The sequence below is a fragment of the Agarivorans albus genome (assembly GCF_019670105.1).
GTDB classification, from domain to species: Bacteria; Pseudomonadota; Gammaproteobacteria; order Enterobacterales; family Celerinatantimonadaceae; genus Agarivorans; species Agarivorans albus.
In genome coordinates, this window is sequence record NZ_AP023032.1 from 4,312,168 (window position 1) to 4,338,192 (window position 26,025).

Consider the following 26,025-nt stretch of genomic DNA (forward strand, 5'->3'; position numbering starts at 1 on the left):
TTGTTATGGTGCCATAGTATCTACATTTAGCACTAAATCACTAAAGTCATCGGTGGCTACTGCTGTGTAAACACCGCCGTTCTCAATAGTGGCCATGGTTTCAATTGCTGGGCTGTAAGTAGTATCGCTAGCTAAAATAACGGCGAAGGTATAGGTGCCGCCAGCGACATTAAGTACCGCATTATCTTTAAAGTTAATCCCAGCTAACACTACGGTGTCTGCGCTAAAGTTGCCATCGGCAGAAGCATGAATATCAACTGGGCCTAAGTCACCTGCAGTTGGGCTTGCATGTACTACGCGAACCTTAGAGTAAAGCGCTACCGAGCGTAAATCTTCACTAATTACCAGTGGTTCAATGGTACTGTCAGTAATCGAGTTTAATTTGCCTACAGCATAGATACTGGTTTCGGCTCCCGCATCCAACATCACTCCTGGGGCATCAATAACTACTAAGCTGTTGTCTGCGCTAGCGGCAACACTCAGATCATAACTAGCAGCTGGTAAGTCACCGCTACGAAATGGTATTTCGTTAAAAGCAATTCCGGTAAAGCCAGTTACAGGAGCACCGCTCGCCAATACATCAACCATCGGTGCATCATCAACTGCATGCACCACTCGTACATGGCTGGTTTCTGCCATATCACGCACTACCGATACGGCACTGCCATCGGCCAACAACACATTGACTGGCGATACTGAGCCCATGTCGCTATTTGGCACGGCTGTTAACATTAAATCGCTGCCACCAGCTAACGCCACTTCGCCGCTATCAAAAACCACGGTTTTGCTGCCGGTTCCAGTAATGCGAATTCGGTAGGTATCTGCTGGAACGGTTACCGGTAAATCTGCGCTATCAACTTTAAATTCTAAGTTAGTAATTGCCGCGGCTTCGCTCGTAATATCAGCTGCTGTGGTTAAATAGATATCCACCCCACCCACATCTGGGTGACCATGTAATACATCAAGGCGCACGCTAGCTGCATCTACCGCGTCACTGCTGCGGCTTAGCACTACTGGCTCAATTGAAGCCGCATAGTTGAGCGCAATGATGTCGTATTGCATATCCGGAGAGAACTCTAAGTTTGCAGCTATCACTTCAGCATTATCACCAGGCAGAATGGCGTCAACGCTAATATCATAACTGCCAGATGCTACCGGTACCCAAGCACTGCCTTGACGGTAATCCACCATACTCAGTCCAGCAAAGGTTTCGCCATTGGCTTTAACTTCAACCATTGGCGCGTCGGCGCTTGCATGGGTTACGCGAACTGAGGACATTGGGGTTTCAACGTGGTCGTCATCACTACCACAGGCTGCGAGTAAAACAGCGGAGCTGAGTAGTAGACCTGATTTGGCAAGTTTCATGTTCTTTTCCTTAAGTATCTCTGTAGTGGTATCAGCCATTGAAACGCCAAGGAAATAAAATAAGATCACAAGAAAAACCGCAGATTGTTTATCGGCGACAAAGAACTTAGATGTGACAGAATGAAAAACAAGCAAACAAAATAAACCATAAAACATTGAAATAATTAAATTTAAAAATAACCCTCCTCTCAAAAAGCACAAAACAAACTTGTAACAAAAATGTTATATTTTTATTGTTTGATTCAACAAAATACTTGAGCAATCAATCTCATTTCCTCGATTTATTCCGCCTAAGCAAACTAAGTTTTTACTTATCTAATTTATTGTTGGGTTCATGAAATATTGCTCTGGATATCTTCGAATGTTAGCTAGCCCTCAAAAGCTCAAGCAACTTTCATGAAACCGCTTACTTTAAGGTGAATAAGCCACCAATTTAACTACTATAGGCAGCATAGAATGAATACTCAGCAAGCTGTGACGCTAAACCACTCACTAAAATTCTGAGTAACCAACAAATTGAAGTTAACTAGAGGAACAGCCGCATGTCGCAGCCGTATACCAATCCTTCGCTCAGCGTAGCCGAGCGAGTAGAAAACCTGTTGTCGCTAATGAGCGTGGAAGAAAAAGTGGGCCAAATGCTGCAATTGCCCGCCAACATGCCAGAAAACCTCGACAAACTTGAGAGCTGGAATGTGGGCAGTTATTTGCACTGCACCGGCACAATGGTTGAAGAGCTACAACAGCGTGCCGCCAAAACTCGCCTTGGTATTCCGCTTATTTTTGGTATTGATGCTATTCATGGCCATTGCTTTGAGAACAACGGCACGGTATTTCCAACACAATTAGCCTTGTCTTGTGCTTGGAGTAAACAACTAAGCCAAAGCATGGCGCGTATTACCGCAATTGAAACCCGCGCCTGTGGCCTGCATTGGACCTTTTCACCAGTATTATGTGTAGGCCGTGATAGCCGCTGGGGCCGCATAAATGAAACCTTTGGTGAAGATCCATGGTTAATTGGAGAGCTTGCCGCTGCTGCCGTGTATGGTTACCAAGGTGATAACTTAGCTTCACACGATACCATCTTGGCTTGTGCCAAACACTATGTTGCCTATGGCGAAGCTACCGGTGGTCGTGACGCTTATGAGGCCGAAGTCTCTCCTCGTAAGCTGCTTTCATTATTCCTACCGCCCTTTGAAAAAGCGGTCAAAGAAGCCAACGTTGCGACATTAATGGTGGGTTACCAAGCTATCGATGGCGTACCTTGTAGTGCCAACAGTTGGTTACTGCGCGAAGTGCCTAAAAACCAGTGGGGAATGGACGGCTTTATTGTTACCGATTGGGATAACATTGGTTCACTACACGACAAACAACGCGTAGCAGAAGACTTACGCCATGCTGCAAAAATCGCGGTTGAGTCAGGTAATGACATGATCATGACCACGCCATCATTTTATCAACATACCATCGACTTAGTGAAAGATGGCGAACTAGATATAGCCTTAATCGACGACGCAGTATCGCGTATCCTTAAATACAAGTTTGAACTAGGTTTGTTTGAAGACTTCCGCTACACCGACCTAAGTAAGAAAGAACAAATATTAGGTAATGCCGATCACTGGCAAGCAGCACTAGAAGCCAGCCGCCAATCGCTAACCCTATTACAAAATAACGGCATTTTACCGCTATCAGATGCTTCTAAACCTAAGATTTTATTATGTGGCGCTAACGCCGATGATGTGGTGGCGCAGCTGGGTGATTGGTCATTTGGCTCTATGCAAGCGGGCGCAGCCGATGATAGCTACCACCAAAAAGACGCCATAACCTTACGCCAAGGTTTACAAGCCGCTGCTGATGCAGGACGTTGCGAACTAAGCTACGTACGCGGTGCAGCACCAGCCGAAGCTGAGTTTGGAGAAATAAGCAGTGCAGTAAACGCTGCCAACAACAGCGACATCATCGTTGCCTGTGTTGGCGATACACTTAGCCAGCATGGCGAATTTCACGACCGCGCCGATCTAGATTTAAGTGGTCAGCAACAAGCGATGCTAGAAGCCCTTAAAGCCACTGGTAAACCGCTAATCGTGGTATTTATGGCCTCTAAACCACTTACCATTGGCTGGGTAAAACAGCATGCCGATGCCATTGTTTGTGCCTTTAACCCTGGCGCGAAAGGCGGCCAAGCGCTTAGCGAACTGCTATTTGGCGAACTAAACCCTAGCGGTAAACTCACCATTAGCTTCCCGCAACATGTGGGTCAATCGCCGGTTTACTACAACAAATATGAAGGCTGGCACGCCCGCTTATCGGAGCGCACCGACAATCAAGAACGTTATATTGATATGCCTTTATTGCCTCTATTTAGTTTTGGTGAAGGCATTAGCTACAGTGAGTTTAGCTATAGTGACCTCGCCGTTAGTACACCTTGCTTAGCTGCTAACAAGGATCTAAGCCAAGGAGAGGCATTAAAAGTGTCGGTAAACATCAGCAATATTAGCCAACGCTCAGGTGTAGAAATTGCGCAGTTATATATTCATGACTGCGCTGCTTCGGTTACTGTTCCAGTGTTACAGCTACGTGGTTTTGAGCGAGTAGAGTTAGCACCTGGAGAAACGCAACGAGTGGAATTTAGCGTGCCCTTTGCTGATTTAGCCTTAATCAACACGCAACTACAAAAAGTGGTAGAGCCAGGTGCATTTAAAGTATTTGTAGGGCCTTCGTCTAAAGCAGAAGATTTACTCTCAGCCGACTTTAAAGTAGCGTAAATCAAAGCCAGTTAACGCAAAACCTTCTAATACAAAGCCTCTTAAGCTAGCTTGAGAGGCTTTTATGCATCTGGGATCTGCAATAGTAAATCTGTCACACCAAGGTCGATTCCACATTGACTGAGCAAGGTTGAGACTTGACCACGGTGATGGGTTTGATGATTAAAAAAGTGCAACACAAGCAACTCAAAAGGCTTTTTCTGTGCCTCACCTTTGCTATTTGTGTAGCTTAATGCCTGCTGTAAATACTCGGGGCTTAGTTGCTCTGCAAAAGTTATTATCGCCATGTCCATGGCAACTCGAGCTTGCTCTAAGCTGGCGAAATCTTCATAGATAATCTCATTTAAGGCTTTCGGGCGAGGTAATACCGCTATGTCCGCTAAACTACTAAATCCTTTGGGATGCTTAGCAAAGCGCTGTAACCACAAGGTGTCGCCCACTAAAATATGGTTTAGCGTGGCAAAGATAGAGCCAAAAAACGCTTTTCTATCCTGCTTTAGTTGCTGCTCGTTAAGTTGAGCAGCGCAAGCATATAGTTGGCGATTCATTACTTGATTGTATTGCGCCATTAGCGCAAAAGCAGTGCTCATTGTTATTCCTTTAAATGGCAGCTAAGCAAACAATAGCTTTTACTCGTGATTCGCAGTGAATGTTGTCCATAAGCCTATAATGCTGACTTAGGCGCTGTTCATCAAATTCAAGGTTTGATAAACAGCGCCTAAAAACAGTCACTCAAAACTAGTGTTCCTCTTCTAACTCAGCTTCAAGCGCTTTGCTTGGTTCGTCGTCTGCAAAATAAGCCATGTCGCGGGTATTCTTTTGTACCGCAATGGCGGCAAACAAGCATAAGGCGTAAGCCATGGCATAGAAGCCCTTTTCACTTAAGGCTAACGTTGCGTTGAATAAGCCAATACTTAATAGCGCAACAGCTGCAGCTAATGAGAACCAGCTTAGGCCGTAGTAAATCGCAGTTACTTTAATGCCTTCTAGCTTGTCACGTACCGATTTCTGTAAAGACACCGATGAAAACAGTCCAAATAACAACAAGGTAAAGTAGTACCCTTTTTCGTTTAGCTGCATGTCGGCATTCCACAAGCCGATAAGGTAAGCGCCTGCACCTAGCATCAACGCGGCCCATGAGGCACCAATAAAGGCGGAGGTTGGTTTTGGTAAAGATTGCGATTTCATATCGTTATTATTCCTAAAGTTTAACGGTGCAGAATTACTATCCAATTGATTAATATAACCTAATTCTTTTTCTACTTGGTTCATAATCGTTCTCATATTGAATTTATTAAGATCTTGGTCAATCAATTAAAGTAAAGGCTTATAAGCATCATGCTGATAAAGGACTACCGAGTGCTCCAATAGTTGCTTCTCTTCTAAGTAGCGCGCAATGCTAGTAAAAGTGGCAGTTTGCGGCGTACCATCGTGATCTTTGGTGGTCACTTCGTCTAAAAACAAACCACCCATAAATAGCTTAAAACGGTTTACCTTAATCGGCTGTGGGTTAAAGTCTGATTTAGCCAACCACTTCAGCTCTTCTCGGTCAGTGGTATCAAATATGCTGGCATTCAACATATCCAAGGTGTGTTCAGTACAATTTTGAAACTGTCCGTCAAATGGGTTCGCCAATACTGAGTAATTTGGGTTGTGTACCACATGATTACCGCCATTGTTTACTAGCGCTAATAAGCCAGCTTGTACTTCTTTATTTGGAATAATAATGCCAGCTTTTAAGCTGTGGGCTCCCCAGAAAAAGTCCACCGGATAATCGGTGACCAAGCTACTGTGGCCTAAATCCCCTTGGTTTTGGTACAAGTTATAAATTGCATAACCTTTGGTGGTCTCGCCAGAGTCGAGTGTAATGTTCGAGTACACGGCCAAGGCGGTGTGAGTAAATTGTACGCCTTTGGGTAAATCTTCCTGCGGGCGACCTACTCGGCCAATAATGAATACGTTGGCTCGATGTTTAGCTGCATACTTTTCTACTTCTTTAGAAAACTTAGCAATAGCTTCTGGCTGATGCTTGGCATCTTCAGCTGGCGCGCTGCCAGCGTAACTGCCAACACTCGTTACGGTAAAAACTGTGGCAATAATAAATTTCTTTATATTTTTCATGAATATATCCCTATGTTTATTATCTTGGCTTATTGAATAACGATGATGTCGCCGATTTCAAAAGGTACAGGCGCTCCTGCCTTCTCTGCTATACCTGCCGCACTCACTGTTGCAGTGCTCCCTACCACCGCAACCGATGCTGCAGGAACCGCTACGGAAGCACCAACGGGACCACTCTCTGCGGCACTTTTACCAACTTGGCTACCAACATTTGTACTTAAGCCACCAACTAACATTACCGGCGTTGTGGCAGCACTCACGGCTACTTGACCACTGCCTTTTAGCCCTGTTGAACCCGCTAAGGCCGAATGCTTGGCTGATTGATTAAAGTTCTGGCCCGACTCGGTAGCGACAACATTTAAGCTAGTAAGGGCGATAGAGGTGATAAAAAGTGATTTCCATAGTTTCATTTGATAATTCCTTTGTTGTAACAATTAAGAGCAGATTAGTGGGCAGCGCCAACAATAACTTCGTCGCCAATTTCAAAAGGCACCGGCACATTGGCTTCTTCAGCAATGTGTTGCGTGCCACTGGCCACACCGCGGCTTACTTCTGCTACTCCACCACTTACCAACATAACCGGAGTAGCTATCGCGCTAACCGCAACTTGACCACTACCGGCTGCTCCAGCTGAAGCTGCCAGTGCAGAATATTTTGCAGATTGACTTAAGTTTTCGAGAGACCCAACAGCTACAGCATTCAAGCTAGTAAGGGCGATAGAGGTGATAAAAACTGATTTCCATAATTTCATAATAATTCCCTGCTGGTTAAGTTCGCATTAACCATAAAGTCCAGGAAATTCAGTGTAAACGGCGCTGTATTATGTTTATTATGAATAAACACTAAGTATAGTATTTGTATACCATGAGCCAGTTAAAGCAGATCCGCGACACCCTTAAACAAGTTTTTCGCCAACAAGGTTTAACCTATAAAGACGTTGCTCAGCGCTTAAATATGAGTGAAGCCAACGTAAAGCGTATGTTCTCTACCAATAGTTTCTCTTTAGAGCGTTTAGAGGAAATGTGCCACATTGTTGAACTTAACCTGATTGACTTATTTCTGCTGGCTGACCAAGAAAAAGAGAAACTTACCCACTTAACACGTGAACAAGAACAAGAGCTTATCGACGACCATAAACTGTTTTTGGTGGCGGTATGTGTAAGAGATTCTTGGACCTTCGATGAGATAATTCAGCGCTATGACTTAAGCGAACATGAGTGCATTCGTTTAATGGCGCGCTTGGATAAACTTAAAATGATCCAGCTGCTACCAAACAATGCCTATAAGCTACTTATCGCTCAGGATTTTCGCTGGCTGCCGAATGGCCCGCTAGAGCGGTTCATGGAACAAATTGTACTGGCCGAGTTTATGAATTCACGCTTTAACGGCGACGATAGCTTCCGCTTTTACCTACGTGGCCACTATTCACAAAGCTCTATTGAGATTATTTTACGCAAACTTAATCAACTAACTAAAGAAGCCGCTACGCTCAATCAACAAGATGCCTCGTTACCCTTAGATAAACGCCGCCATACTGGCATGTTGTTAGCGCTGCGACCATGGGAAATTTCAATCTTTGAAAAGCTCGCCCGTGACAACAAAAACGCTAGTTAAGCCAAAAGCTTAGGCATACACTGTTAATCTATCACGATAAGTGAACCACAATATTAAGGATGAGTAATGCTTTGTTTAACCCACCTTTTTCGTAAACCCGCTAGTTTATTGCTAGGGGTTGTAAGCTTGGGCATTAGCTCGTTGAGCATGGCACAAGACTTCACAGAAAACTGTGTAAACATTAACTCTCAGCAGCAGTTAATTGAGCAATACATTGAACAAGCTCCCTATCGCCAAGCTCTTCCCAGTAAAACCGCTACCTTTTCTTATTCTCAAGATCAAAGCTACCAAGCCTATTTAGATTATGCCCAGAACCTGATTGCTCAACGTAACCCACGGGCAATGATGAGCTGCCCGCTATCTAGCCAAAGCTATCAGTTACTCGCCAAGCAACAACAGTGGTTAGGCATGCCAAAAGTGGTACAGCTTATTGCCCCCTTTGAACTTAGCCACACCGATAACAGCAAAGCCGTGTTGCTCATTCACGGTTTAACCGATTCTCCATATCATTTTCACGATTTAGCCTGGCATTTTTACCAACAAGGTTACGATGTAAGAACACTACTACTTCCTGGCCATGGCACCGCGCCTTCAGATTTGGTCAACGTTACTTATAAGCAATGGCAGCAAGCGGCTGACTATGCCATTGAGCGCACCGCAAAAGATTATCAGCAGGTTTATCTAGGCGGGTTCTCTACCGGCGGAGCGCTAATTCTTAACCATCTTTTGGAACAACCAGACAATAAACCAGCCATTAAAGGTGTGATGTTGTGGTCTCCGGCCTCGCAAGCCAGCAGCGGCGTAGCATGGATGGCAAAATATGTTAGCTGGTTAAGCACGTGGTTAGATAAAGAAGGTGACATCGATTTTGCTAAGTACGAGTCTTTTCCCTACAACGCTGGCGCTCAAGTTCATGGCTTAATGAAACGCATGAACAAACGCTTGGCTAAAGCCGATACACTGCCAGATATTCCCTTGCTAGTTGTTGCCAGCGAACACGACCAAACCATTAGCACCGCTGTTACCCTAGAACTATTAGGCCAATGGCAAAGCAAACAAACTGGCGCGGCTAAATCTGCCAATCATCTAGTTTATTATGGGGAACAAAGCAGTATTCCAGAAGCGCTTAACAGTAAGGTAATGGTAGAGTTTCCAAGTTGCACCACCGCCTCTTGCTCAGCAGTAAAAGACGTTGCGCATACGGCCACTATTAATGCCCCAAGTAACCCACATTATGGGGAAAATGGTCACTACCGCAATTGCAGCCATTACTTAGCCGATTTACCGAGCTACCAGCAATGCAAACAATCTAAGAGCGTAGTGAAAGGTGAAAAAACCGAGCAAAACTTAGCGCAATACCCACATTTACAGCGTTTGAGCTACAACCCTTATTATCAGAAAATGCTTCGCAGCATTGAGCAGTTCATGCAATAAGCACTATGCCTGCACGTCTGCGGGCATTTTCATTCCTTCCGGAAGCTGGTAATGATTGTGCAACTGATATTGATTGCGGCCACTTCGCTTGGCAATGTATAAGGCTTTATCGGCGTACTTACACAAGGATGAAAAGTCATGGTCGATTGCCGAGCTGGCAACGCCCACACTACAAGTAAGGTACATAGAACTTAAGGATTCTGGGTGGGCAATATGCAGGTCTTCCAGGTGTTGCACTATTTGTTGCGCTAAATTGCTGGCCTGCTCCTCGCTCATACAACCTGCCAATACAAACTCTTCGCCACCCATACGCCCTACAACGAGTTGATGGGGTTTCGCCAAGGTATTCAGTAATTCACCAAAGCGGCGTAAGGCTTGGTCTCCCATCGCATGGCCCATACTGTCGTTAAGCAACTTAAAATAATCTAAATCGCAATACAAAACCGAAAAGGCGCGCTGGCCACTTTGAGCTAACAAGGCTTCAGCTTTTTCATCAAAGGCGTGACGACGTAAACACAAACTTAGCTGATCAACCTCGGCAATGTGTTTTAGCTGTCTACGTTGATTTATCAATTGGTTGAATACACCAACACGGTGACTAAACAAAATCAGCGCGACAATCGAGCTCATGCCCAAACCAAAGGCAAAATGCACTACCGTGTTAGTGTCTTGGTCCATCTGCACAACCAAGGTAGACCAGCCAGCGGCAGCCACCAACAGGGCCAGTAACAACAGGGTGCGCTCTATCATAAAGCCGCCGGTTGCAACAACGACTAACATCAAGGTACTACTTTGAATAATGTCCTCAGTGAGTGCCATGTGGGTTAACGAATTCGCCAGCATTAATGCCACTACAACCAAATGCATTGCGGTAGTAGCTGGGTTAATAATCTTGGGTAAATAGCGAGTACTAACATAAATAAGCAAGCTAGAGGCCAACGCCATACTCGCTAAAATCCAACGCTGACTCGGCTCATCTATAACCAGAAGGTGAGAAATCCCCAAAATTAAATACACTGCACTAACCACATAAGCCAAGCGTAAGCTTTGTGGTAATGCCAGTTCTTGCTGCTGTTGATATTTGTCTTTGCTATAAGGCTGCAACAAATCTGACTTTTTGAGTTTCTCTAACAATCTCTTGACTCCGATAGCTCAATTTTTCCCTTGCTTCAAACTGTAGCAACAATTGAACTTTAAATTTGGTAAAACCTTACCACTGGTAAATTGATTCCGGAGCTTAACTGAAACACCGACTAGGCTGAACACAATCTAGTCAATAAATGAGAAAAAATATCAAATTTGGTTATAAACCCTCATTTTTTCGCTGCAGCGTCGCTTAAAAGCGACACCTTTTAAACGATAATCCTGCTACCTGAGTGGGTTGAGCAAGTTTTCGCCATACCTTTAAAAAGCCTAAGCCATGACTAAATAAACCAATGCCCATGCCTAACATTGGCCAAAAAAACCACCACGGTCCTCCGGTTAGCCAATCAATCAAAAACAACATGCAGCTAATCAAAATATAACTCCCCGCATGGATTTTAAAGGCTAATAGTTTTTTCCATTGCGCGCGTCGCTGTTGCTGCTGTTGTTGCCACACCTTGAGCGCAGCTTCGGTTTGTTCGGCATCCAATCCAGATTGCTCGGCAATATCAAACAATTCAGACTCACTAACAAAGTTTTGTTGGTCTTGTTGCTGGCGTAAGGCCAAAGCAATAATTTGTTCTAACTGTTGCGGCGAATAACTATTGTTCATGTTGGTGTCCTAGCCCATGTAACTTTAAGTAAACATAACGCGCCAACTTGTGGCTATCGATGTTTTGCGACCGAGTGTTTAAATCGCCGATAGAAGGTTATATTCAAAGATAAGCGACACTAAAAATAGCGACTGCCCACAGTCACTCAGCAGGACAAACCAAGACAAAAAAATGACAAAAACAAGTTAAACAAAGCATTAAACTGCAATTTTGTATAAAATAGGATTTATTAACTCAAATCAAAGCAAAGGGAAGCCTCATTCACTATGCTGGTTTGATAAGTTTATTTTTTGGTCACTTTAGGTGATTAATCACAACGAAACTAACTAAACCGGAGAGTTTAGAAAAACCTAGAGGTATATATGAGTTCTACCACTACCAGTGAGCCAGCCCCAAATAAGGGCGGTATCGCACGCTTCTTAGACACTATTGAGCGTGTAGGTAATAAATTGCCTGATCCAGCAATGCTATTCCTTGGATTGATGTTTTTTGTATGGCTGCTTTCCGCCGGCCTATCTTATCTAAGTTTCAGCGAAATTGATCCTCGCAGTAGCGAAACCATCGTCATTAACAACCTGCTTAGCGCCGAGTGGCTTACCACTTGGATGACCAACATGGTTAAAATCTTCACCGGTTTTGCGCCATTGGGCGTAGTGCTCGTAGCGGTATTAGGTGTAGGCGTTGCAGAGCGCTCCGGCTACATTAACGCAGCCTTAAAAGCGATGTTAAAAGTAACGCCAGCCAAAATGATTACTCCCGCAGTAGTATTGATTGGCGTTATTTCTAGCGTGGCTACCGATGCAGGTTACGTGGTAGTTATTCCGTTAGCTGGGGTAATTTTCCACGCTATGGGTCGCCACCCTATTGCAGGTATCACCGCTGCCTTTGCCGGTGTATCTGGCGGTTTTTGTGCAAACTTTATCCCCTCTGGTTTAGATCCTTTACTACAAAGCTTTACCCAAAGCTCGGCGCAGCTGTCTGATCCAGACATGATGGTTAACCCGCTAAATAACTGGTTCTTTGCTTCTGCTTCTTGTTTACCTATTGTGGCTACCATTTGGTACATCACCGATAAAATCGTTGAGCCTCGCCTACAAAAAAATAGCCCGATAGCCGACGACTTAGACGTAGCTTCTGACATGCATTCTACCAGCAAGCAAGAAACCTTCGCGTTTCGTGTAGCAAGCTTAGTAATGTTAGCCTTAATCGGCTTATTGGTTGCAGCCGCATGGGGAGAAGGTTCTAGCTTGCGTGACGCAGACGGCTCGCTCACCAGCTTTAGCGCACCAATGATGCAAATCATCGTGCCACTTATCTTCATCTTCTTTGTGATTCCAGGTGTGGTATTTGGCTACTTAAACGGTAGCTTCAAAAACTCTGATGACGTAGTGGCTGCCATGTCTAAAACCATGGAAACCATGGGCCACTACATTGTTATGGCCTTCTTCTGCTCTATGTTTGTATGGGCCTTTGGCCAATCTAACATTGGCGTACTTATGGCAGTGAAAGGTGCTAACTTCCTGCAAGCCATTGGTATGGGCGCGCCCGCAACCATTGTAGGCATGATTGTGTTGGTGGTGTTAATTAACTTAGCAGTGGGTTCTTCATCAGCTAAATGGGCATTAATTTCGCCAGTTCTAGTGCCAATGCTAATGCAAATGAACATCTCACCAGACTTAGTGCAGGCCGCTTACCGCGTTGGTGATTCTAGCTCTAACATCATCACTCCATTAATGCCTTACTTCCCCTTGGTTGTAGTGTACTGTCAGAAATACGTAAAAGGCACCGGCATCGGTACTTTAGTAGCTACCATGCTGCCATATTCTATTGCTCTGGCCATTTTCTGGACGATATTCCTACTGGCTTATTGGGCACTAGGTTTACCACTGGGTCTTGGCGCAAGCTACGTATACCCAGCACCTCTGTAGCAGTAAGTAATTCACTATTTGAAACTAAAAACGCGCCCATAGGCGCGTTTTTTATGCTGCTTTAACCTTACCCCGCTAACCACATTGGCAAAGCTAAGGAGACTTGCGGAATAAATGTAGTGAGCACTAAGGCGACTAAAATAGCGATGTAAAACGGCCATATCGATTTTACTGCTGATTCCATCGGTACCTTACCCACCGCGCAGCCAACAAATAAACATGCACCCACTGGTGGCGTACATAAACCTAGCCCTAAGTTCATCATTAAAATCATGCCAAACTGCAAAGGGTCGATACCTAATGATTGCGCCACAGGCAAAAATATTGGCGTGCAAATTAATATCAACGCTGCCATGTCCATCACCATACCTAACAGCAATAACATCAGGTTAATCAGCAAAATGATCACAATCGGGTTATCGGAAATACCACTAAGAAAATCAATCATTTTGCTCGGCACTTGGAAGTAAGTAAGCATGTAAGCAAAGGCTGCCGCACAGGCGATTAACACCATCACCATCGAGGTGGTTTTCACCGAGTTAACCACCGCCGTTTTAAATTTGTCCCAGGTAAGTTGACGATAAACCACTACTGTAACCACCAGCGCGTAAATAGTGCCAAAGGCGCCAGATTCAGTCACAGTGAATACGCCCGATAACACCCCGCCCACAATAATTACTGCAGTAAGCAAACCCGGTAAGGCCACTACAAAGTGAGTAAATAGCACCACAAAACCGGGGAATTTTTCCGCTGAATAGCCGCGTTTTACTGCAACGATGTAAGCGGTAATCGCTAAACATACACACATTAATACGCCCGGCACGACGCCGGCTAGAAACAGCTGGGAAATAGAAATACCACCGCCGGCTGCTACTGCATACAAAATCATATTGTGGCTAGGCGGGATCATAATGCCGGCAATCGAAGACGTTACCGTTACATTCACTGCATAGTCTTCGTCGTAACCTTTTTTCTTCATTACCGGAATGAGGATCGAGCCTAATGCAGAAATATCGGCCACCGCCGAACCCGAAATGCCGCCAAATAACATTGAAGACATAACATTCACTACACCTAAGCCGCCGCGCACCGCTCCAACCGCCGAAGACGCAAAACGCACTAAGCGCATGGCAATACCGCCATGAAACATCAATTCGCCAGCAAAAATAAAAAACGGGATAGCCATTAAGGAAAACACGCTAATGCCAGCAGTAATCCGCTGAAACGCAATTAGCAGCGGTAATCCTTCGTAAGCAAAAGCAGAGACCGCAGCAATGCCTAAAGCAAACGCCACTGGCGTGCCAATAATCACCCCAATTACAAACACAGCCATCAAAATAACTAAACCCATAACCTAATCCTTTAGTACCGCTAGCGCATAAGGGCCGCTTTTACCCGATGAAATAAATGAATAAGATGACCAATTGAATAAAGCAAAACCAAGCCGCCACATAGCATAATGGGAATAGCTCTAATCCCTTCAGGCACACCCAGCAAGGGGATGTCAGAACCCCACTTAAACAGCATTAGTTGGTAACTGTTTACCATCATTACGCAGCCAAATATGGCCAGAGAAAGTTGCGAAATTAGCTGGAATAACTGCTGCAACCAAAAGGGGCTGCGGTCGTAAAAAAAAGATACGCCCAAGTGAGTGTTTTTATGAATACCTACCGAGGCTCCTAAAAATGCAATCAACACCACCAGCAACAGTGATAGTTGCTCTACCCAAGTGGGCGTGGAGTTCAACACATATCGGCCAAACACCAACCAGCCAAAAGTTAGTGTAAGCACCACTAAAGCAATCCCCGCCACTAACAAGCTAAGCTGGCTTAAGTAATCAAGAAACCGATCGTAGCGCGAGCGCTTAAGCGCATCAGCTTGCTCAAACATAAGCACCTCTAAATAACAAAAAAGCACCACCCTCAATCAAATCACTGATTAAAGGTGGCGACGAGAACTCGATTACTTAGTGTTTTTAATCAACATAACCAAAGGTTTAAGCTCTGGGTTCTCACCCAAATACTTGTCATACACTGGTTGCATCGCTAATTGGAAAGGTTCTTTTTCGCTAATTTCGTTTAGCTTAACGCCGGCTTTAACGACCTTGTCTCGGCTAAATGCTTCGCGTTGCGCCCACAAATTTCGCTGCACTTGAGCAGACTCTTGCGCTGCTTCTATTAACATTTGCTGCTGCGCCTCTGGCAGACGTCGGAATGCACTGGCATTTACACATAGGCACTGGGGAATAATTAGATGTTGTGATAACGAGTAGTAACCGGCCACTTCAAAATGTCCCATCGATTCGTATTCAGGCCATCCATTTTCGGCACCATCAACAACACCGGTTTTAAGCGACTGATATACTTCTGCATAAGCAATTGGAGAAGGGTTACCACCTAGCGCCGATACCATGCCAGAATACAAATCATTGTTCATCACCCGCACTTTCATGCCGGTAATATCTGCAGGTTGAGTAATCGGTTTTTTGGAGTTATAAAACGAGCGCGCTCCTGCGTCGTACCAAGCTAAGCTAATTAAGCCTTTTTTCTCCATAGCGGCATTAATTTGATCGCCTACTGCGCCATCCATCGCTTTGTGCATATGGGCGACATCGTCAAATACAAAAGGTAGCGACAATACATTAGCTTCTTTCACTATCGGACCAATAGGGCCAAGGCTAAAGTTGCCAATTTCTAAGCCGCCAATGCGCACTTGTTCAATGGCGTCGGGTTGATTGCCTAATACGCCAGCATGGTACATTTTAATACTAAAATCGCCGTTGGATTTCTGCTCGACCAATTCAGCAAATTTATCCATGCCCACGGTGTTTGGGTAACCCGCTTTGTGAATATTCCAGCCTTTCCACTCTGTAGCCTGTGCGCTAACACTTAAGCCTAGTGCCAAACTTAGTAAACTAGCCGAAAGTAACGCTTTGTTACGCTGTTTCATGTCCCGTCTCCAAATCATCCATAATTCACGCGCGCACAATCCAAACCTTGGAACAGCTGAGCGAGCAGCATAGATTGGCAACGCCAATCACTAGGGTCTGTTGATCTTTGCTGATGGTTTTTGCAGCAATTTATTAGCCATTTAGGCAAGGCAGTGAGTGTGCAGTTAAGTGGGCTTAATAATCACTCGCTAACGCTGAATAAATGGCTAAGAAATGCTGCCCAATGGGTTCGGATAAGCGAACTTTACTCTTTGTTAAGCACTTCTTGCTTAGCCCACTAGGCTTCTAAGTGCTCGCCGCGATTAAAGCCCGCTTATCTCGAACAAAATTTCAACACCAAAGATCAACAGCCCCTGGTAATACAATATTGCTAATGATTAGATTTTAGACAAGCTGAATAGCAAATATTTATAAAGTAAATGCGAACAACACATCAAATAGACGAAAGGAGTAGAAGAGCAATAGCTAAACTAAGAGCCACGCCACAGATTAGTATTACTTTATGATGTAAAGAAATTTAGTCGGCTAGTTATCGGGATACACCACCATCCCTAAGCTTTCTATTAAGGCCTCCATTTGCCAGCTAAAAATCTTTACCCCAGACAAATCTATCTGGCGTATATCAATACCGGCAATATCAGCATTACGTAAATCAGCTTGAAACAACTGTAAACCTTGGTAAGTGCTTGGCGAAAATATGCTAGCGCTAAGATTCGCGCCCTCAAGGTTTACTCGGTTTAGCACAGCTTCACTCAAGTTACAGCCATGCAAATCGCACTTAGCTAAGTTAACCCCTTCAAAATCGCTCAAACTAAAGTTGCTATGGCTAAGATTGGCAGCACTAAATACTACTTTTCTGCTCACGGCCTTGGAGAAGTCGGCAAACTCAAAGCGGCAGCCTTGCGCATGACAATGCTCAATCACCACATCAAATAACTCAGCTCGGCTAAAGTTAGCAGTAGAAATATCGCAGGCTTTAAATTCGGCTTGGCAAAGGTCTGCACCGCTAAAGTCACAAGCGCGTTGGCGTTTTCGGTCGTATAAGCCGCAGTTAATAAATCGGCTCGCAGTTAAAACCGCCCCACTAAAATTACAATTAAGCAGCTGGCAACGTTCAAAACTCAGCTCGGTTAAATTAGCTTCACTAAAATCGCAATCCACAAAAATACACTGGCTAAAGCTAAGGTTAGTTTGCTCAAGCATACTCCAGTCTAATTCACAGAATTGACGATGCTCAACTAAGCCCTCGTTATCACTTGGCTCGAACAGATATTCGACAGGCTGTTTGGCTGCCAACAGGGTGGTAGGCTCTGTCATAGCGATGCTTCCTTATGCTGCAGGCTTAGCTTTGCGTGAGGTCTTTTTGGCTGAACTTCCCGCGCGCTTGGTATAGCTTCGGCTGCCGCCTTTATTGTTGGTTCGCTTTTTTCGATAAGCTTTGTTGCTAGCAGGTTTAGCCAAACCAGCAAAAGCTTGCGCATTTACACTAGCACTCTGCTCAACCAATTGGCTCAGCTGACCTTGCATGCCTTGCATAAAACCTTGGTAGCTTTGGGCTTTTTGACTAATGGCATTAAGTTGGGTTTCCCAGTGGGCGGTCATGTCTGGCCAAGTGCACAACGCTGGGAGCGCATTGATTAAGGCCTTGCCACTGTCACTGGCATGAATTTGTTTAGCCTGGCGCAGTAAAAAGCCACGCTTGAATAACAGCTCTAAAATGCCTGCTCGCGTAGCTTCGGTGCCTAAGCCATCGGTATCTTTTAACACCGCTTTTAAGCTGGGATCTTGCACGTATTTAGCAATGCCGGTCATAGCGGCTAGCAAGGTGGCATCGGTAAAGGCTTTTGGAGGCTGGGTTTGTTTATCTAGCACTCTAGCATCCACACACTGCAGCACTTGCCCTTGCTTTAGCGGCGGCAGAGTAGCCATGTCTTCTGCCGACTTTTTCTGCGGAAACAATGCCTTCCAACCTAGCTCTTTAATCTGGTTAGCGGTGGCTTTAAAGTGCCCATCGGCAATAACAATATTGGCCTCGGTATGGGCGTACTGATAATGCGGATAAAACTGTAGTAGATATTGGCGGGCAATCAGCTCATACACATTGCGTTCAGCCTCACCTAATTTCGCCACTGCATAACGCTTCTCGGTAGGAATAATCGCATGGTGGGCTTCAACTTTAGCATCATTCCAAGCCTTGCTGCGTTTAGTTAAATCGGCGTCTACACAGGCCTTTTCTAGGTGCTGACTATTAGCCTGAATAGCAGCTACCACCTTAGGCGCTTCAGCATGATGCTGCTTGGGTAGATAACGGCTATCGGAGCGAGGGTAAGTAATTAAGTTATGTCGCTCGTACAAACCCTGACATATATCCAAAACCTGTTTGGCGCTATAAGCAAAACGTTTGGCTGCATCAATTTGCAAACTGGATAAATTGTAAGGCAGCGGTGGCGCTTGTTGTTTATCTTGCTGTTTAAGTGATTGCACCAAGCCCGCTTGCTGATTCACCCGTTTAACTACATGCTCTGCCAGAGGCCGGCTAAGCACCCGCCCTTCTTCATCTTGATAAGGTTCGCAAGCTTCACTAGGTTGCCACAGCGCGGTAAAAGCTTCTGCTTGCTCGGTGTGCAGATGAGCTTCTACTTGGTAATACGGGCGACTAACAAATTCGGCGATCTCTTGGTCACGCCGTACCACTAAACCCAAAATAGGGGTTTGTACTCGCCCAACCGACAGAACTCCTGAGTAACCTTGCTGCTGGCCTTTTAGGGTATAAGCGCGAGTTAGATTAATGCCATATAACCAATCGGCGCGAGAGCGCGCCAATGCAGAGGTAGAAAGTGCAGAAAACTCTTGATTGGATTTTAGCTGTTTTAAGGCGCGACTTACTGCCGCTGGGTTTAAATCACTAATCAACAAACGCTGACATTGCTGCTTAAGAGTCACTTTGGCTTTGCTGTGTTCAATCACTAAATCTACCAACAATTGGCCTTCACGGTCTGGATCACCGGCATGTACAATACTGCTGGCTTGTTTCACTAAGCTTTTAATCGCTTTAAGCTGCGAAGCGGTTTTAGATTTGGCTTTCCACTGCCATTTGTCGGGGAAAATAGGTAAGTGTTCTAAGCGCCATTGCTTAAATTTGGCGTCGTAATGTTCTGGTTCGGCTTGCTCCAACAAGTGACCAATGCACCAAGTAACGCAATCGCCATTGGCCAGCTGAATATAGCCATTATGCTTTTGTTGAGGTTTAGGCAATACCGCGGCGATGGCGCGGGCAAGGCTGGGTTTTTCGGCAATATATAAACGCAATGGACTACAACAACTGTGATTTTATACAGTTATTGTAGCCACTTTTAACACTTAGCCAAGCATTTGTTGGCTAAGTTTGAGGGTAGCAGCCACATTTTTAGCAGATACAAATAGGTTTTGCTCAGCTTCGCTTAATGCTTGAGAAAGATCGCAAGGCCCCGGCACTACCGAAAATACCGCATCAATACCGTGTTCATGCACCACTTCATAACCAGGCAACATCGCCCCGGCTAAAGCAATCACCGGCACTTTAAATTGCATGGCTATTTGCGCTGCGCCATAGGGCGTTTTACCGGCAATGGTTTGGCTATCAATTCGCCCTTCACCGGTTATCAATAAATCCGCCCCTTCTAAACTAGCCGCCAAATCCACAGCTTCGGTAACAATTTGCACACCGGGGCGTAATTCTGCCTGCATGAAAGCTAATAAGGCCGCGCCCATACCACCAGCAGCGCCACTGCCAGCAACATGCATAATATCAATGCCAAATTGGCTAAATACTACCGATGAAAAGCGGCCTAAAGCGGCATCAAGCTGGCGAATCATCTCAGGGCTTGCGCCCTTTTGTGGGCCAAACACCGCACTAGCACCGTGTTCGCCACACAGTGGATTGTCTACATCACAGGCTACTTCAATGTCTACATCGGCTAAGCGAGGATCTAAGCCCGAGATATCAATGCTTTCTAAGTCAATTAACTCGGCACCACCACGTTTTAAGGGCTTGTTGAATTTGTCATAGAACTGCGCGCCTAAGGCTTGCAACATACCAACACCAGCATCGTTAGTTGCACTGCCACCCAAACCAATAATGAGCTTACTTGCCCCAGCATCTAAGGCGGCGCTAATCAGCTCGCCAGTTCCATAGCTAGAGGTTTTACGCGGATCTCGCAAGGCCGGTTCAACAAGGTGCAAACCTGAGGCTGCGGCCATTTCAATTACCGCGGTTTGCTTGTCACCTAATACACCAAAAAAAGCTTCAACTTGATTACCACGTGGCCCGGCGGCCAACACTGGCATGATTTGCCCATTGGTGGCATCAACCATGGCTTGCACAGTACCTTCGCCACCATCGGCCAAGGGCACCTTGCAATATTCGGCATCGGGAAATACTTGCTGGAAGCCTTGTTCTATCATCTCGGCCGCTTCCATGGCGCTTAGGCTTTCTTTAAATGAATCGGGCGCAATTACTATCTTCATCGGCTTTCCTTTTCAATCTATAGGCTGGCTGCAAGTTACTGCTGGGGCAGACAATCTTGGGTATAACTGCGGATCTGCTCACTCAGTTGTTTCATTAACTTACCTGCTAATTGCCAGTGATGCCAGTACAACGGCACCCTAACTTGTAGGCTAGGTGTAAGGTTAATTAAACTTCCATCACCCAGATGTTTAGCCACTTGCAATCTTGAGTTAAGGCTATAGGCACCACTGGCTAAAGCCAGTTCCATAAAGGCTTCAGAAGAGCGTACTGTATGGCAAGGGTACTGCCCCGGGCTTAAAGAAAAATGCTCTAACAAAAATTGAATATGCATATCATCGTGCTGGTCAAACGACATGCCTGGCGCATGGCTTAAACTGTCTCTGTTCACTCCCTTTGGAAAAAATCGCTGCACAAAATCAGGTGTAGCCACACACAAATATTCCATGTAGCCCAAGAAATGACTATCACTGCCAGCAACAGGTGTTGCATGACTAGTGACACAGGCCAGCACCTCACCACTGCGCATGCGTTGCCAGGTGCGCGATTCATCTTCAACGTATAAATTCATCTCTACTCGTTGCTGTTGCAGGGTAGGTGTAAGTGCCGGAATTAGCCAGCTAGCAAGGCTGTCGGCATTAACTGCCAAGGGCAAGGCCTGCACCCGAGTTTCATCTACATTAAGCTGGTTAACTAGCTCGGTTTCTAGCTGTACCACGCGCTGATAATGCCCTAGCAGTTGCTGGCCTAACTCTGTAGGCATAAGCGGCTGAGAGCGAATTAACAACGGTTGGCCCACTTGACTCTCTAACGCTTTAATTCGCTGAGAAATAGCCGACTGAGTAAGATGCAAACGTTGAGCGGCTCGTTCAAAACTCTGCTCACTTAACACCGAGTCCAAGGCTTTTAACAACTTATAATCAATATCACTCAGCTTCATTAGCAAAACTTATCTAGCATTAAAATTATTAGATATATTAAAGCAGATCTTATGGTTATAGTCCTGCCATTGTTTTTGACGAGCTTAACTAATGATTGCGACTTACTTCACCGGCCTTAGCTTAATGGCAACTCTGATCATGCCCATCGGCATGCAAAATGCGTTTGTATTAAACCAAGGCATTCGCCGTCGCCATCACTTGTTAGTGGCAAGCTTTTGCTCTTTGGCCGATGTGTTTTTTATGTGTTTAGGGGTGTGGGGCGGCGCCAAACTGTTTAGCGCCTACCCTTGGTTGTTGTACACCATTAGCATACTAGGCGCTGGCTTTATGATGATGTATGGCTTTCAGTGTTTACAACGCGCTTGGCGAGGCGAGAGCAGCTTAGAACAAGGTGAAGCTAAACATGAAGTAAAAGCGATTATTCTGGCCTGCTGCGCCTTTACCTTTTTAAACCCCCATGTCTACATCGATACAATTGTCATCTTGGGTGGATTTGCCGCTAACATTAGCGTGGAACAGCGACCGATGTTTGTCGCTGGCGGAGTGAGTGCTTCATTTTTGTGGTTCTTTGGTTTAGCGCTACTGGGAGCCAAGTTAGCCCCTTTGTTAGCCAAGCCGCGCGCCCAGCAAGTTATCGACAGCTTAATTGGTTTAATGATGTTTGGTTTAGCCATTTACTTGCTCAAGTTTGTATTTGGCTAAATTTGATAGTTCTCCCGCTTGCCAATGTCGTAGTGCATTGGCTGGCGACACTTCTGGTAAGCAATATAAATGGCCAACGCTGCAATACTCAATAACAACAAACCACGCAAGTTTAACCAAGGGCTAAAACGCAATAGGTAGTCAACAATTAACAAGACGCCTAACCAACGTAGCCAGCCTAATTGAAAACAAAAGCTCTCCTTAAATGCCAAGGCACCTACTACCAAGTAGAAACAAGCCAGCGCGGCATAAGAAAGCACTGGCCAGTGCCACAGGTAAAATGCCATTGCTAACCATAGCCCCAGCCACGCAGCCCCTTGCACCAAATAACGAATAGCTTTGCTATATAAGTGTAAATTAAAGGCTTGTAATGCAATGGCTGCAGCCAATAACCACAAGGGCTGCCACATCACACCAAGCACCAAGGCTTTATAGGCCGCAGCAGCAAAACTAAAACACAGTAATAACCAACCAACACGATAGAGGCTCACGCTAATTTTATCGATAGTATCTAGCTGTTCTTGATGCCCTACATCGGCCATGGTGTCACTCCTTTACTGCTATTAACGAGTTAGTGTTATTAGGGTCTATTGATCTTTGCTGATGGCTTTTGCAGCAATTTATTAGCCATTTAGGCAAGGCAGTGAGTGTGCAGTTAAGTGGGCTTAATAATCACTCGCTAACGCTGAATAAATAGCTAATAAATGCTGCCCGAAGGGTTCGGATAAGCGGGCTTTACTCTTTGTTAAGCACTTCTTGCTTAGCCCACTAGGCCTTGAAGTGCTCGCCTCGATTAAAGCCCGCTTATCTCGAACAAAATTTCAACACCAAAGATCAACAGACCCTAGTATCAATGCCTACTTAAGTCTCTGGCTAAAATTAGCGCCAAGCCAATAATTTGCAGAAACAAGGCTAAGTTACGTAGGCTAGAGATCCAGCCCATTTGCTCGGTGTAATCATCCATCAAATCGAGATTTTGCAAATACCAATTATCAATTCGATTACGTTGTTGATCTTGGGCTTTAGCGATCTGGTCATCTAAGAGTGGAAGATTCTCTAGATCAAGAGGAGGCAACGACGCCATATCTAACCAATATTTTAAATCGTTTTGCAGCAAAGTTTGAACTTGGGACGGAATGGTTTGCTGATTGTGAGCAGCACTGGTGAGTAAACTTAAAATAAGCTCTCGTTTGCGTTCTAAGGCATCTATTTGCAACCAAGTTTGTCGAATTAAATTATCGTTGGCGGTTTGTTGCTGTACCAATTTGTGGGCGTCTTGGCTGACTCGGTCGATATAAAAATTGGTCATTAGCGCAGCCACCACATTGAATAGCAATCCAATAGAAACCAACACTTGCGTACGTGTGATTGACCAAGCCATAACCCTTCCCTTCACCACTAAGAAGCTCACGCTAAGATACAACAAGCACCTCTGCTAGCTGCCCGCTTAGTTGCTTAGCTGCCTTGTTACTTAGAACCTATCAACTAAGACCTACTTTAAGCGATTTGCATTTCTTATCTTCGCTTGAGCTTAAGTATGGTTAGTGCTTTGATTTATTACTAGGGTCTGTTACTTAGCGCAATTTTGATTTACGCGCGGCAAACACTTGTCGAGGTGAAAAGCCGGTGACTAAGGCGGTCCCCAACAGAATAACCATGGTGCCAACTACTGTGCTCCAACCAATGCTTTCTTGCAAAATCACACTACCCCAGAAAATGCCAAAAATAGGAATTAAGAAAGTAACCGTTAACGCCGACGATGCACCAACATCACTAATTAGGCGATAGTAGAGCAAGTAAGCCACTCCGCTACAGACCACACCTAAAAACACTACCGACAACAACAAATTACTGCTTGGCGTTTCAACGACCGGAAAAAACAACAAGGTGGGCAATACCAAAATGGTTGACGCCCACATGCCACCATGCGCATTAGCAAAAGGTTCAACCGATTTAGCCGAGTGTGCATAACTACTGGCAATGCCATAACACACGGCAGCGCCAATAGACGCAGCAATAGCCAATTTAGCGCCAGGCTCAAGGCTGGCGTTATCAAACCCCACCAAAATCGCCACGCCCACTACACCAATCAGTAAGCCACAGACCTTTTTCATCGGTAACGCTTGGCGCAGCCATAAGGCAGAAATTATCGCCCCCCATATTGAGGCGGTGGCATTAAGAATAGACAGCAAAGAAGCCGACAAGGTTTGCGCGGCATAGGCCAGCAATAAAAATGGCAGGGCGGAGTTGAAAAAGCCCAAGATGAAGTAGTGCCGCCAGTGCTGCATAAGCTGCAGTTTCTTTTTTAAGAAATAGCCTACAACCAATAAAAACAATGCCGCAAAACCCACCCGCAACTCTATCAGCATGGCGGGGCCAAGCACTGGCGCAGCAATGCGCATAAACAAAAACGAACTTCCCCAAATCGCCGAGAGCAACAACAAGCGAATAACACTGGCTAGTTCCATTTAGCTTCCCTAATCCTTAAATCAAAAATGCAGTGTGCAACAAACTAAAATAACAAGCGACCCGATAATTGCTCACAACAAAAAAAAGCCACCCAAGGGTGGCTTTTAGCAAGTAAGCAAACAGCTTAGCGAGCGGCTTTAATATGGTCAGCAATTAAGAATGCCAACTCTAAAGCTTGGTCTGCATTTAAGCGTGGGTCACAGTAGGTGTGGTAACGCTGGGCTAAATCATGTTCAGTGATCTGGAAAGCACCACCGACACATTCGGTCACGTTACGGCCAGTCATTTCAAAGTGAACACCACCCGCGTAAGTGCCTTCGGCTTTATGAATTTGGAAGAACTGCTGAACTTCACGTAGTACGTCATCTACGCGGCGCGTTTTGTAACCATTTGGCGCTTTAATGGTATTGCCGTGCATTGGATCTGAGCTCCACACCACGTTTTTACCTTCGCGCTCAACCGCTTGAATTAACGCAGGTAAGTGGTCTGCCACTTTATCTGCGCCCATACGTACGATTAAGTTCAAACGACCCGCTTCGTTGTTCGGGTTAATAATATCGATAATGCGTAATAGCTCTTCTGGATCAGTAGTAGGGCCGGCTTTAAGGCCAATCGCATTTTCTACGCCACGTAAGAACTCGATGTGAGCATGGTCGATTTGACGAGTACGATCGCCAATCCATAACATGTGTGCCGAACAGTCGTACCACTTACCAGTAAGGCTGTCACAACGTGTTAAAGCTTGCTCGTAAGGAAGCAACAAAGCTTCGTGCGAAGTGTACAAGTTGGTTTCACGCAACTGAGGCGCAGTAGCTGGGTTAATACCACAGGCGCTCATAAAGGCCAGTGACTCTTCAATGCTGCCAGCTAATGCTTCGTAACGCTCACCTAGTGGGCTTTTCTTAATGAAGTCCAAGTTCCATTTATGAACCTGGTTTAAATCGGCTAAACCACCTTGAGCAAAGGCACGTAGCAAGTTCAAGGTTGAAGTTGATTGGTTGTAAGCTTCGATCATACGCTGCGGATCAGGCACACGACTTTTCTCGTTAAAGTCGATGGCGTTGATGATGTCACCACGGTAAGAAGGCCAGCTTTCACCATTAATGGTTTCCATGTCTTCACTACGCGGCTTAGCAAACTGGCCAGCAATACGGCCAATTTTAACCACTGGTTTTTGACCACCAAAGGTTAACACCACTGCCATTTGCATTAGCGCTTTAAAGGTATCGCGAATATGACTGGTACGGAACTCATCAAAACTCTCAGCACAATCACCACCTTGTAGTAAAAATGCTTCACCCTTGGCTACTTTGGCTAAGTCTTCACGTAAAGCGCGTGCTTCACCAGCAAAAACTAGCGGCGGCTGATCAGCCAAATACTTCTCGGTTTGTTGAAGCTTTTCTTGATCAGGGTAAGTAGGTAATTGTTTTACTGGTTTGTCTCTCCAGCTTGAGGGTGTCCATTGCGTCATGTTGCGT

Annotated in this window: 24 protein-coding genes; 5 read left to right on the forward strand and 19 right to left on the reverse strand. The window is 45.3% G+C overall.

The genetic code is table 11. The annotated features are described in order from the left end of the window. Window positions 1-3: 3 nt before the first annotated feature. Window positions 4-1,365: a DUF4397 domain-containing protein gene (locus K5620_RS19525; RefSeq protein ID WP_016402332.1), complete on the reverse strand. Its 1,362-nt coding sequence runs from the start codon at window positions 1,363-1,365 to the stop codon at window positions 4-6. Between the two features lie 542 nt (window positions 1,366-1,907). Here K5620_RS19525 and K5620_RS19530 point away from each other — a divergent pair. Continuing rightward, the gene (locus K5620_RS19530) at window positions 1,908-4,127 is read left to right on the forward strand and encodes a glycoside hydrolase family 3 N-terminal domain-containing protein (RefSeq protein WP_016402333.1); all 2,220 of its coding nucleotides are present in this window, start codon (window positions 1,908-1,910) and stop codon (window positions 4,125-4,127) included. A gap of 62 nt (window positions 4,128-4,189) precedes the next feature. Here K5620_RS19530 and K5620_RS19535 read toward each other — a convergent pair whose 3' ends face one another. From K5620_RS19535 to K5620_RS19555, 5 genes are all read right to left on the reverse strand, one after another. Then, a complete protein-coding gene (locus tag K5620_RS19535) occupies window positions 4,190-4,717 on the reverse strand; it encodes a DinB family protein (protein WP_016402334.1) in 528 nt (175 codons plus the stop codon). A 148-nt stretch (window positions 4,718-4,865) separates the two neighbouring features. After that, window positions 4,866-5,315 (reverse strand): inner membrane protein YiaA, encoded by a 450-nt coding sequence (gene yiaA / locus K5620_RS19540; protein WP_040307316.1) that lies wholly within the window; start codon window positions 5,313-5,315, stop codon window positions 4,866-4,868. 126 nt (window positions 5,316-5,441) lie between these two features. Then, entirely contained in the window at window positions 5,442-6,248 is an 807-nt protein-coding gene (locus K5620_RS19545) for a DUF2145 domain-containing protein (protein ID WP_016402337.1), read from the reverse strand. A 29-nt stretch (window positions 6,249-6,277) separates the two neighbouring features. Continuing rightward, a complete protein-coding gene (locus K5620_RS19550; protein ID WP_016402338.1) occupies window positions 6,278-6,658 on the reverse strand; it encodes a hypothetical protein in 381 nt (126 codons plus the stop codon). A gap of 35 nt (window positions 6,659-6,693) precedes the next feature. After that, complete coding sequence (locus K5620_RS19555; RefSeq protein ID WP_016402339.1) at window positions 6,694-6,999, reverse strand: hypothetical protein; 306 nt, start codon at window positions 6,997-6,999, stop codon at window positions 6,694-6,696. 113 nt (window positions 7,000-7,112) lie between these two features. Between K5620_RS19555 and K5620_RS19560 the strand changes: the two genes are divergently transcribed. Further along, the gene (locus K5620_RS19560; protein ID WP_016402340.1) at window positions 7,113-7,862 is read left to right on the forward strand and encodes a helix-turn-helix domain-containing protein; all 750 of its coding nucleotides are present in this window, start codon (window positions 7,113-7,115) and stop codon (window positions 7,860-7,862) included. A gap of 66 nt (window positions 7,863-7,928) precedes the next feature. Continuing rightward, window positions 7,929-9,296, forward strand: coding sequence for an alpha/beta hydrolase (locus tag K5620_RS19565; protein WP_016402341.1), 1,368 nt, complete (start codon window positions 7,929-7,931; stop codon window positions 9,294-9,296). Window positions 9,297-9,299: 3 nt separating this feature from the next. Here the strand turns inward: K5620_RS19565 and K5620_RS19570 are convergent, their stop codons facing one another. Both K5620_RS19570 and K5620_RS19575 read right to left on the reverse strand, forming a co-directional pair. Then, window positions 9,300-10,430 carry a GGDEF domain-containing protein gene (locus K5620_RS19570; protein ID WP_016402342.1) on the reverse strand — a complete coding sequence of 377 codons (1,131 nt, stop codon included), beginning with the start codon at window positions 10,428-10,430 and terminating at the stop codon, window positions 9,300-9,302. A gap of 202 nt (window positions 10,431-10,632) precedes the next feature. Further along, window positions 10,633-11,052 (reverse strand): 2TM domain-containing protein, encoded by a 420-nt coding sequence (locus K5620_RS19575; RefSeq protein WP_016402343.1) that lies wholly within the window; start codon window positions 11,050-11,052, stop codon window positions 10,633-10,635. A gap of 363 nt (window positions 11,053-11,415) precedes the next feature. Between K5620_RS19575 and K5620_RS19580 the strand changes: the two genes are divergently transcribed. Beyond that, complete coding sequence (locus K5620_RS19580; RefSeq protein WP_016402344.1) at window positions 11,416-12,981, forward strand: AbgT family transporter; 1,566 nt, start codon at window positions 11,416-11,418, stop codon at window positions 12,979-12,981. Between the two features lie 67 nt (window positions 12,982-13,048). On the opposite strand, the gene K5620_RS19585 is transcribed toward K5620_RS19580, so the two are convergent. The 7 genes from K5620_RS19585 to K5620_RS19615 all read right to left on the reverse strand — a co-directional run bounded on the left by K5620_RS19585 (window position 13,049) and on the right by K5620_RS19615 (window position 21,375). After that, window positions 13,049-14,332: a TRAP transporter large permease gene (locus tag K5620_RS19585; protein WP_016402345.1), complete on the reverse strand. Its 1,284-nt coding sequence runs from the start codon at window positions 14,330-14,332 to the stop codon at window positions 13,049-13,051. A 20-nt stretch (window positions 14,333-14,352) separates the two neighbouring features. Next, the gene (locus K5620_RS19590) at window positions 14,353-14,871 is read right to left on the reverse strand and encodes a TRAP transporter small permease (RefSeq protein ID WP_016402346.1); all 519 of its coding nucleotides are present in this window, start codon (window positions 14,869-14,871) and stop codon (window positions 14,353-14,355) included. 72 nt (window positions 14,872-14,943) lie between these two features. Continuing rightward, window positions 14,944-15,930 (reverse strand): TRAP transporter substrate-binding protein, encoded by a 987-nt coding sequence (locus K5620_RS19595; protein WP_016402347.1) that lies wholly within the window; start codon window positions 15,928-15,930, stop codon window positions 14,944-14,946. A 526-nt stretch (window positions 15,931-16,456) separates the two neighbouring features. After that, window positions 16,457-17,248: a pentapeptide repeat-containing protein gene (locus K5620_RS19600; RefSeq protein ID WP_016402349.1), complete on the reverse strand. Its 792-nt coding sequence runs from the start codon at window positions 17,246-17,248 to the stop codon at window positions 16,457-16,459. 12 nt (window positions 17,249-17,260) lie between these two features. Next, window positions 17,261-19,240 (reverse strand): DNA topoisomerase III, encoded by a 1,980-nt coding sequence (locus K5620_RS19605; protein WP_016402350.1) that lies wholly within the window; start codon window positions 19,238-19,240, stop codon window positions 17,261-17,263. A 51-nt stretch (window positions 19,241-19,291) separates the two neighbouring features. Then, window positions 19,292-20,437 (reverse strand): glycerate kinase, encoded by a 1,146-nt coding sequence (locus tag K5620_RS19610; RefSeq protein ID WP_016402351.1) that lies wholly within the window; start codon window positions 20,435-20,437, stop codon window positions 19,292-19,294. Between the two features lie 35 nt (window positions 20,438-20,472). Continuing rightward, window positions 20,473-21,375, reverse strand: coding sequence for a LysR family transcriptional regulator ArgP (locus tag K5620_RS19615; RefSeq protein ID WP_016402352.1), 903 nt, complete (start codon window positions 21,373-21,375; stop codon window positions 20,473-20,475). Between the two features lie 91 nt (window positions 21,376-21,466). On the opposite strand from K5620_RS19615, the gene K5620_RS19620 reads away from it, so the two are divergent. Then, on the forward strand, window positions 21,467-22,078 hold the full coding sequence (locus K5620_RS19620) for a LysE/ArgO family amino acid transporter (RefSeq protein WP_016402353.1): 612 nt from the start codon (window positions 21,467-21,469) through the stop codon (window positions 22,076-22,078). Here the strand turns inward: K5620_RS19620 and K5620_RS19625 are convergent. From K5620_RS19625 to K5620_RS19640, 4 genes are all read right to left on the reverse strand, one after another. Further along, window positions 22,075-22,620, reverse strand: coding sequence for an arabinose efflux permease (locus tag K5620_RS19625; RefSeq protein ID WP_016402354.1), 546 nt, complete (start codon window positions 22,618-22,620; stop codon window positions 22,075-22,077). The two genes, K5620_RS19620 and K5620_RS19625, sit on opposite strands and share 4 nt — an antisense overlap. A gap of 308 nt (window positions 22,621-22,928) precedes the next feature. Further along, entirely contained in the window at window positions 22,929-23,459 is a 531-nt protein-coding gene (locus K5620_RS19630) for a hypothetical protein (RefSeq protein WP_016402355.1), read from the reverse strand. A 193-nt stretch (window positions 23,460-23,652) separates the two neighbouring features. After that, the gene (locus K5620_RS19635) at window positions 23,653-24,546 is read right to left on the reverse strand and encodes a DMT family transporter (protein WP_016402356.1); all 894 of its coding nucleotides are present in this window, start codon (window positions 24,544-24,546) and stop codon (window positions 23,653-23,655) included. Between the two features lie 125 nt (window positions 24,547-24,671). Then, window positions 24,672-26,018, reverse strand: coding sequence for a class II 3-deoxy-7-phosphoheptulonate synthase (locus K5620_RS19640; protein ID WP_152783206.1), 1,347 nt, complete (start codon window positions 26,016-26,018; stop codon window positions 24,672-24,674). Between the last annotated feature and the right edge of the window lie 7 nt (window positions 26,019-26,025).

Coding starts and splice junctions, on each gene's coding strand:
- K5620_RS19525 (WP_016402332.1), bottom strand. CDS start 1,365: ATGAAACTTGCCAAATCAGGTCTACTACTCAGCTCCGCTGTTTTACTC.
- K5620_RS19530 (WP_016402333.1), top strand. CDS start 1,908: ATGTCGCAGCCGTATACCAATCCTTCGCTCAGCGTAGCCGAGCGAGTA.
- K5620_RS19535 (WP_016402334.1), bottom strand. CDS start 4,717: ATGAGCACTGCTTTTGCGCTAATGGCGCAATACAATCAAGTAATGAAT.
- yiaA (WP_040307316.1), bottom strand. CDS start 5,315: ATGAAATCGCAATCTTTACCAAAACCAACCTCCGCCTTTATTGGTGCC.
- K5620_RS19545 (WP_016402337.1), bottom strand. CDS start 6,248: ATGAAAAATATAAAGAAATTTATTATTGCCACAGTTTTTACCGTAACG.
- K5620_RS19550 (WP_016402338.1), bottom strand. CDS start 6,658: ATGAAACTATGGAAATCACTTTTTATCACCTCTATCGCCCTTACTAGC.
- K5620_RS19555 (WP_016402339.1), bottom strand. CDS start 6,999: ATGAAATTATGGAAATCAGTTTTTATCACCTCTATCGCCCTTACTAGC.
- K5620_RS19560 (WP_016402340.1), top strand. CDS start 7,113: ATGAGCCAGTTAAAGCAGATCCGCGACACCCTTAAACAAGTTTTTCGC.
- K5620_RS19565 (WP_016402341.1), top strand. CDS start 7,929: ATGCTTTGTTTAACCCACCTTTTTCGTAAACCCGCTAGTTTATTGCTA.
- K5620_RS19575 (WP_016402343.1), bottom strand. CDS start 11,052: ATGAACAATAGTTATTCGCCGCAACAGTTAGAACAAATTATTGCTTTG.
- K5620_RS19580 (WP_016402344.1), top strand. CDS start 11,416: ATGAGTTCTACCACTACCAGTGAGCCAGCCCCAAATAAGGGCGGTATC.
- K5620_RS19585 (WP_016402345.1), bottom strand. CDS start 14,332: ATGGGTTTAGTTATTTTGATGGCTGTGTTTGTAATTGGGGTGATTATT.
- K5620_RS19590 (WP_016402346.1), bottom strand. CDS start 14,871: ATGTTTGAGCAAGCTGATGCGCTTAAGCGCTCGCGCTACGATCGGTTT.
- K5620_RS19595 (WP_016402347.1), bottom strand. CDS start 15,930: ATGAAACAGCGTAACAAAGCGTTACTTTCGGCTAGTTTACTAAGTTTG.
- K5620_RS19600 (WP_016402349.1), bottom strand. CDS start 17,248: ATGACAGAGCCTACCACCCTGTTGGCAGCCAAACAGCCTGTCGAATAT.
- K5620_RS19610 (WP_016402351.1), bottom strand. CDS start 20,437: ATGAAGATAGTAATTGCGCCCGATTCATTTAAAGAAAGCCTAAGCGCC.
- K5620_RS19615 (WP_016402352.1), bottom strand. CDS start 21,375: ATGAAGCTGAGTGATATTGATTATAAGTTGTTAAAAGCCTTGGACTCG.
- K5620_RS19620 (WP_016402353.1), top strand. CDS start 21,467: ATGATTGCGACTTACTTCACCGGCCTTAGCTTAATGGCAACTCTGATC.
- K5620_RS19625 (WP_016402354.1), bottom strand. CDS start 22,620: ATGGCCGATGTAGGGCATCAAGAACAGCTAGATACTATCGATAAAATT.
- K5620_RS19630 (WP_016402355.1), bottom strand. CDS start 23,459: ATGGCTTGGTCAATCACACGTACGCAAGTGTTGGTTTCTATTGGATTG.
- K5620_RS19635 (WP_016402356.1), bottom strand. CDS start 24,546: ATGGAACTAGCCAGTGTTATTCGCTTGTTGTTGCTCTCGGCGATTTGG.
- K5620_RS19640 (WP_152783206.1), bottom strand. CDS start 26,018: ATGACGCAATGGACACCCTCAAGCTGGAGAGACAAACCAGTAAAACAA.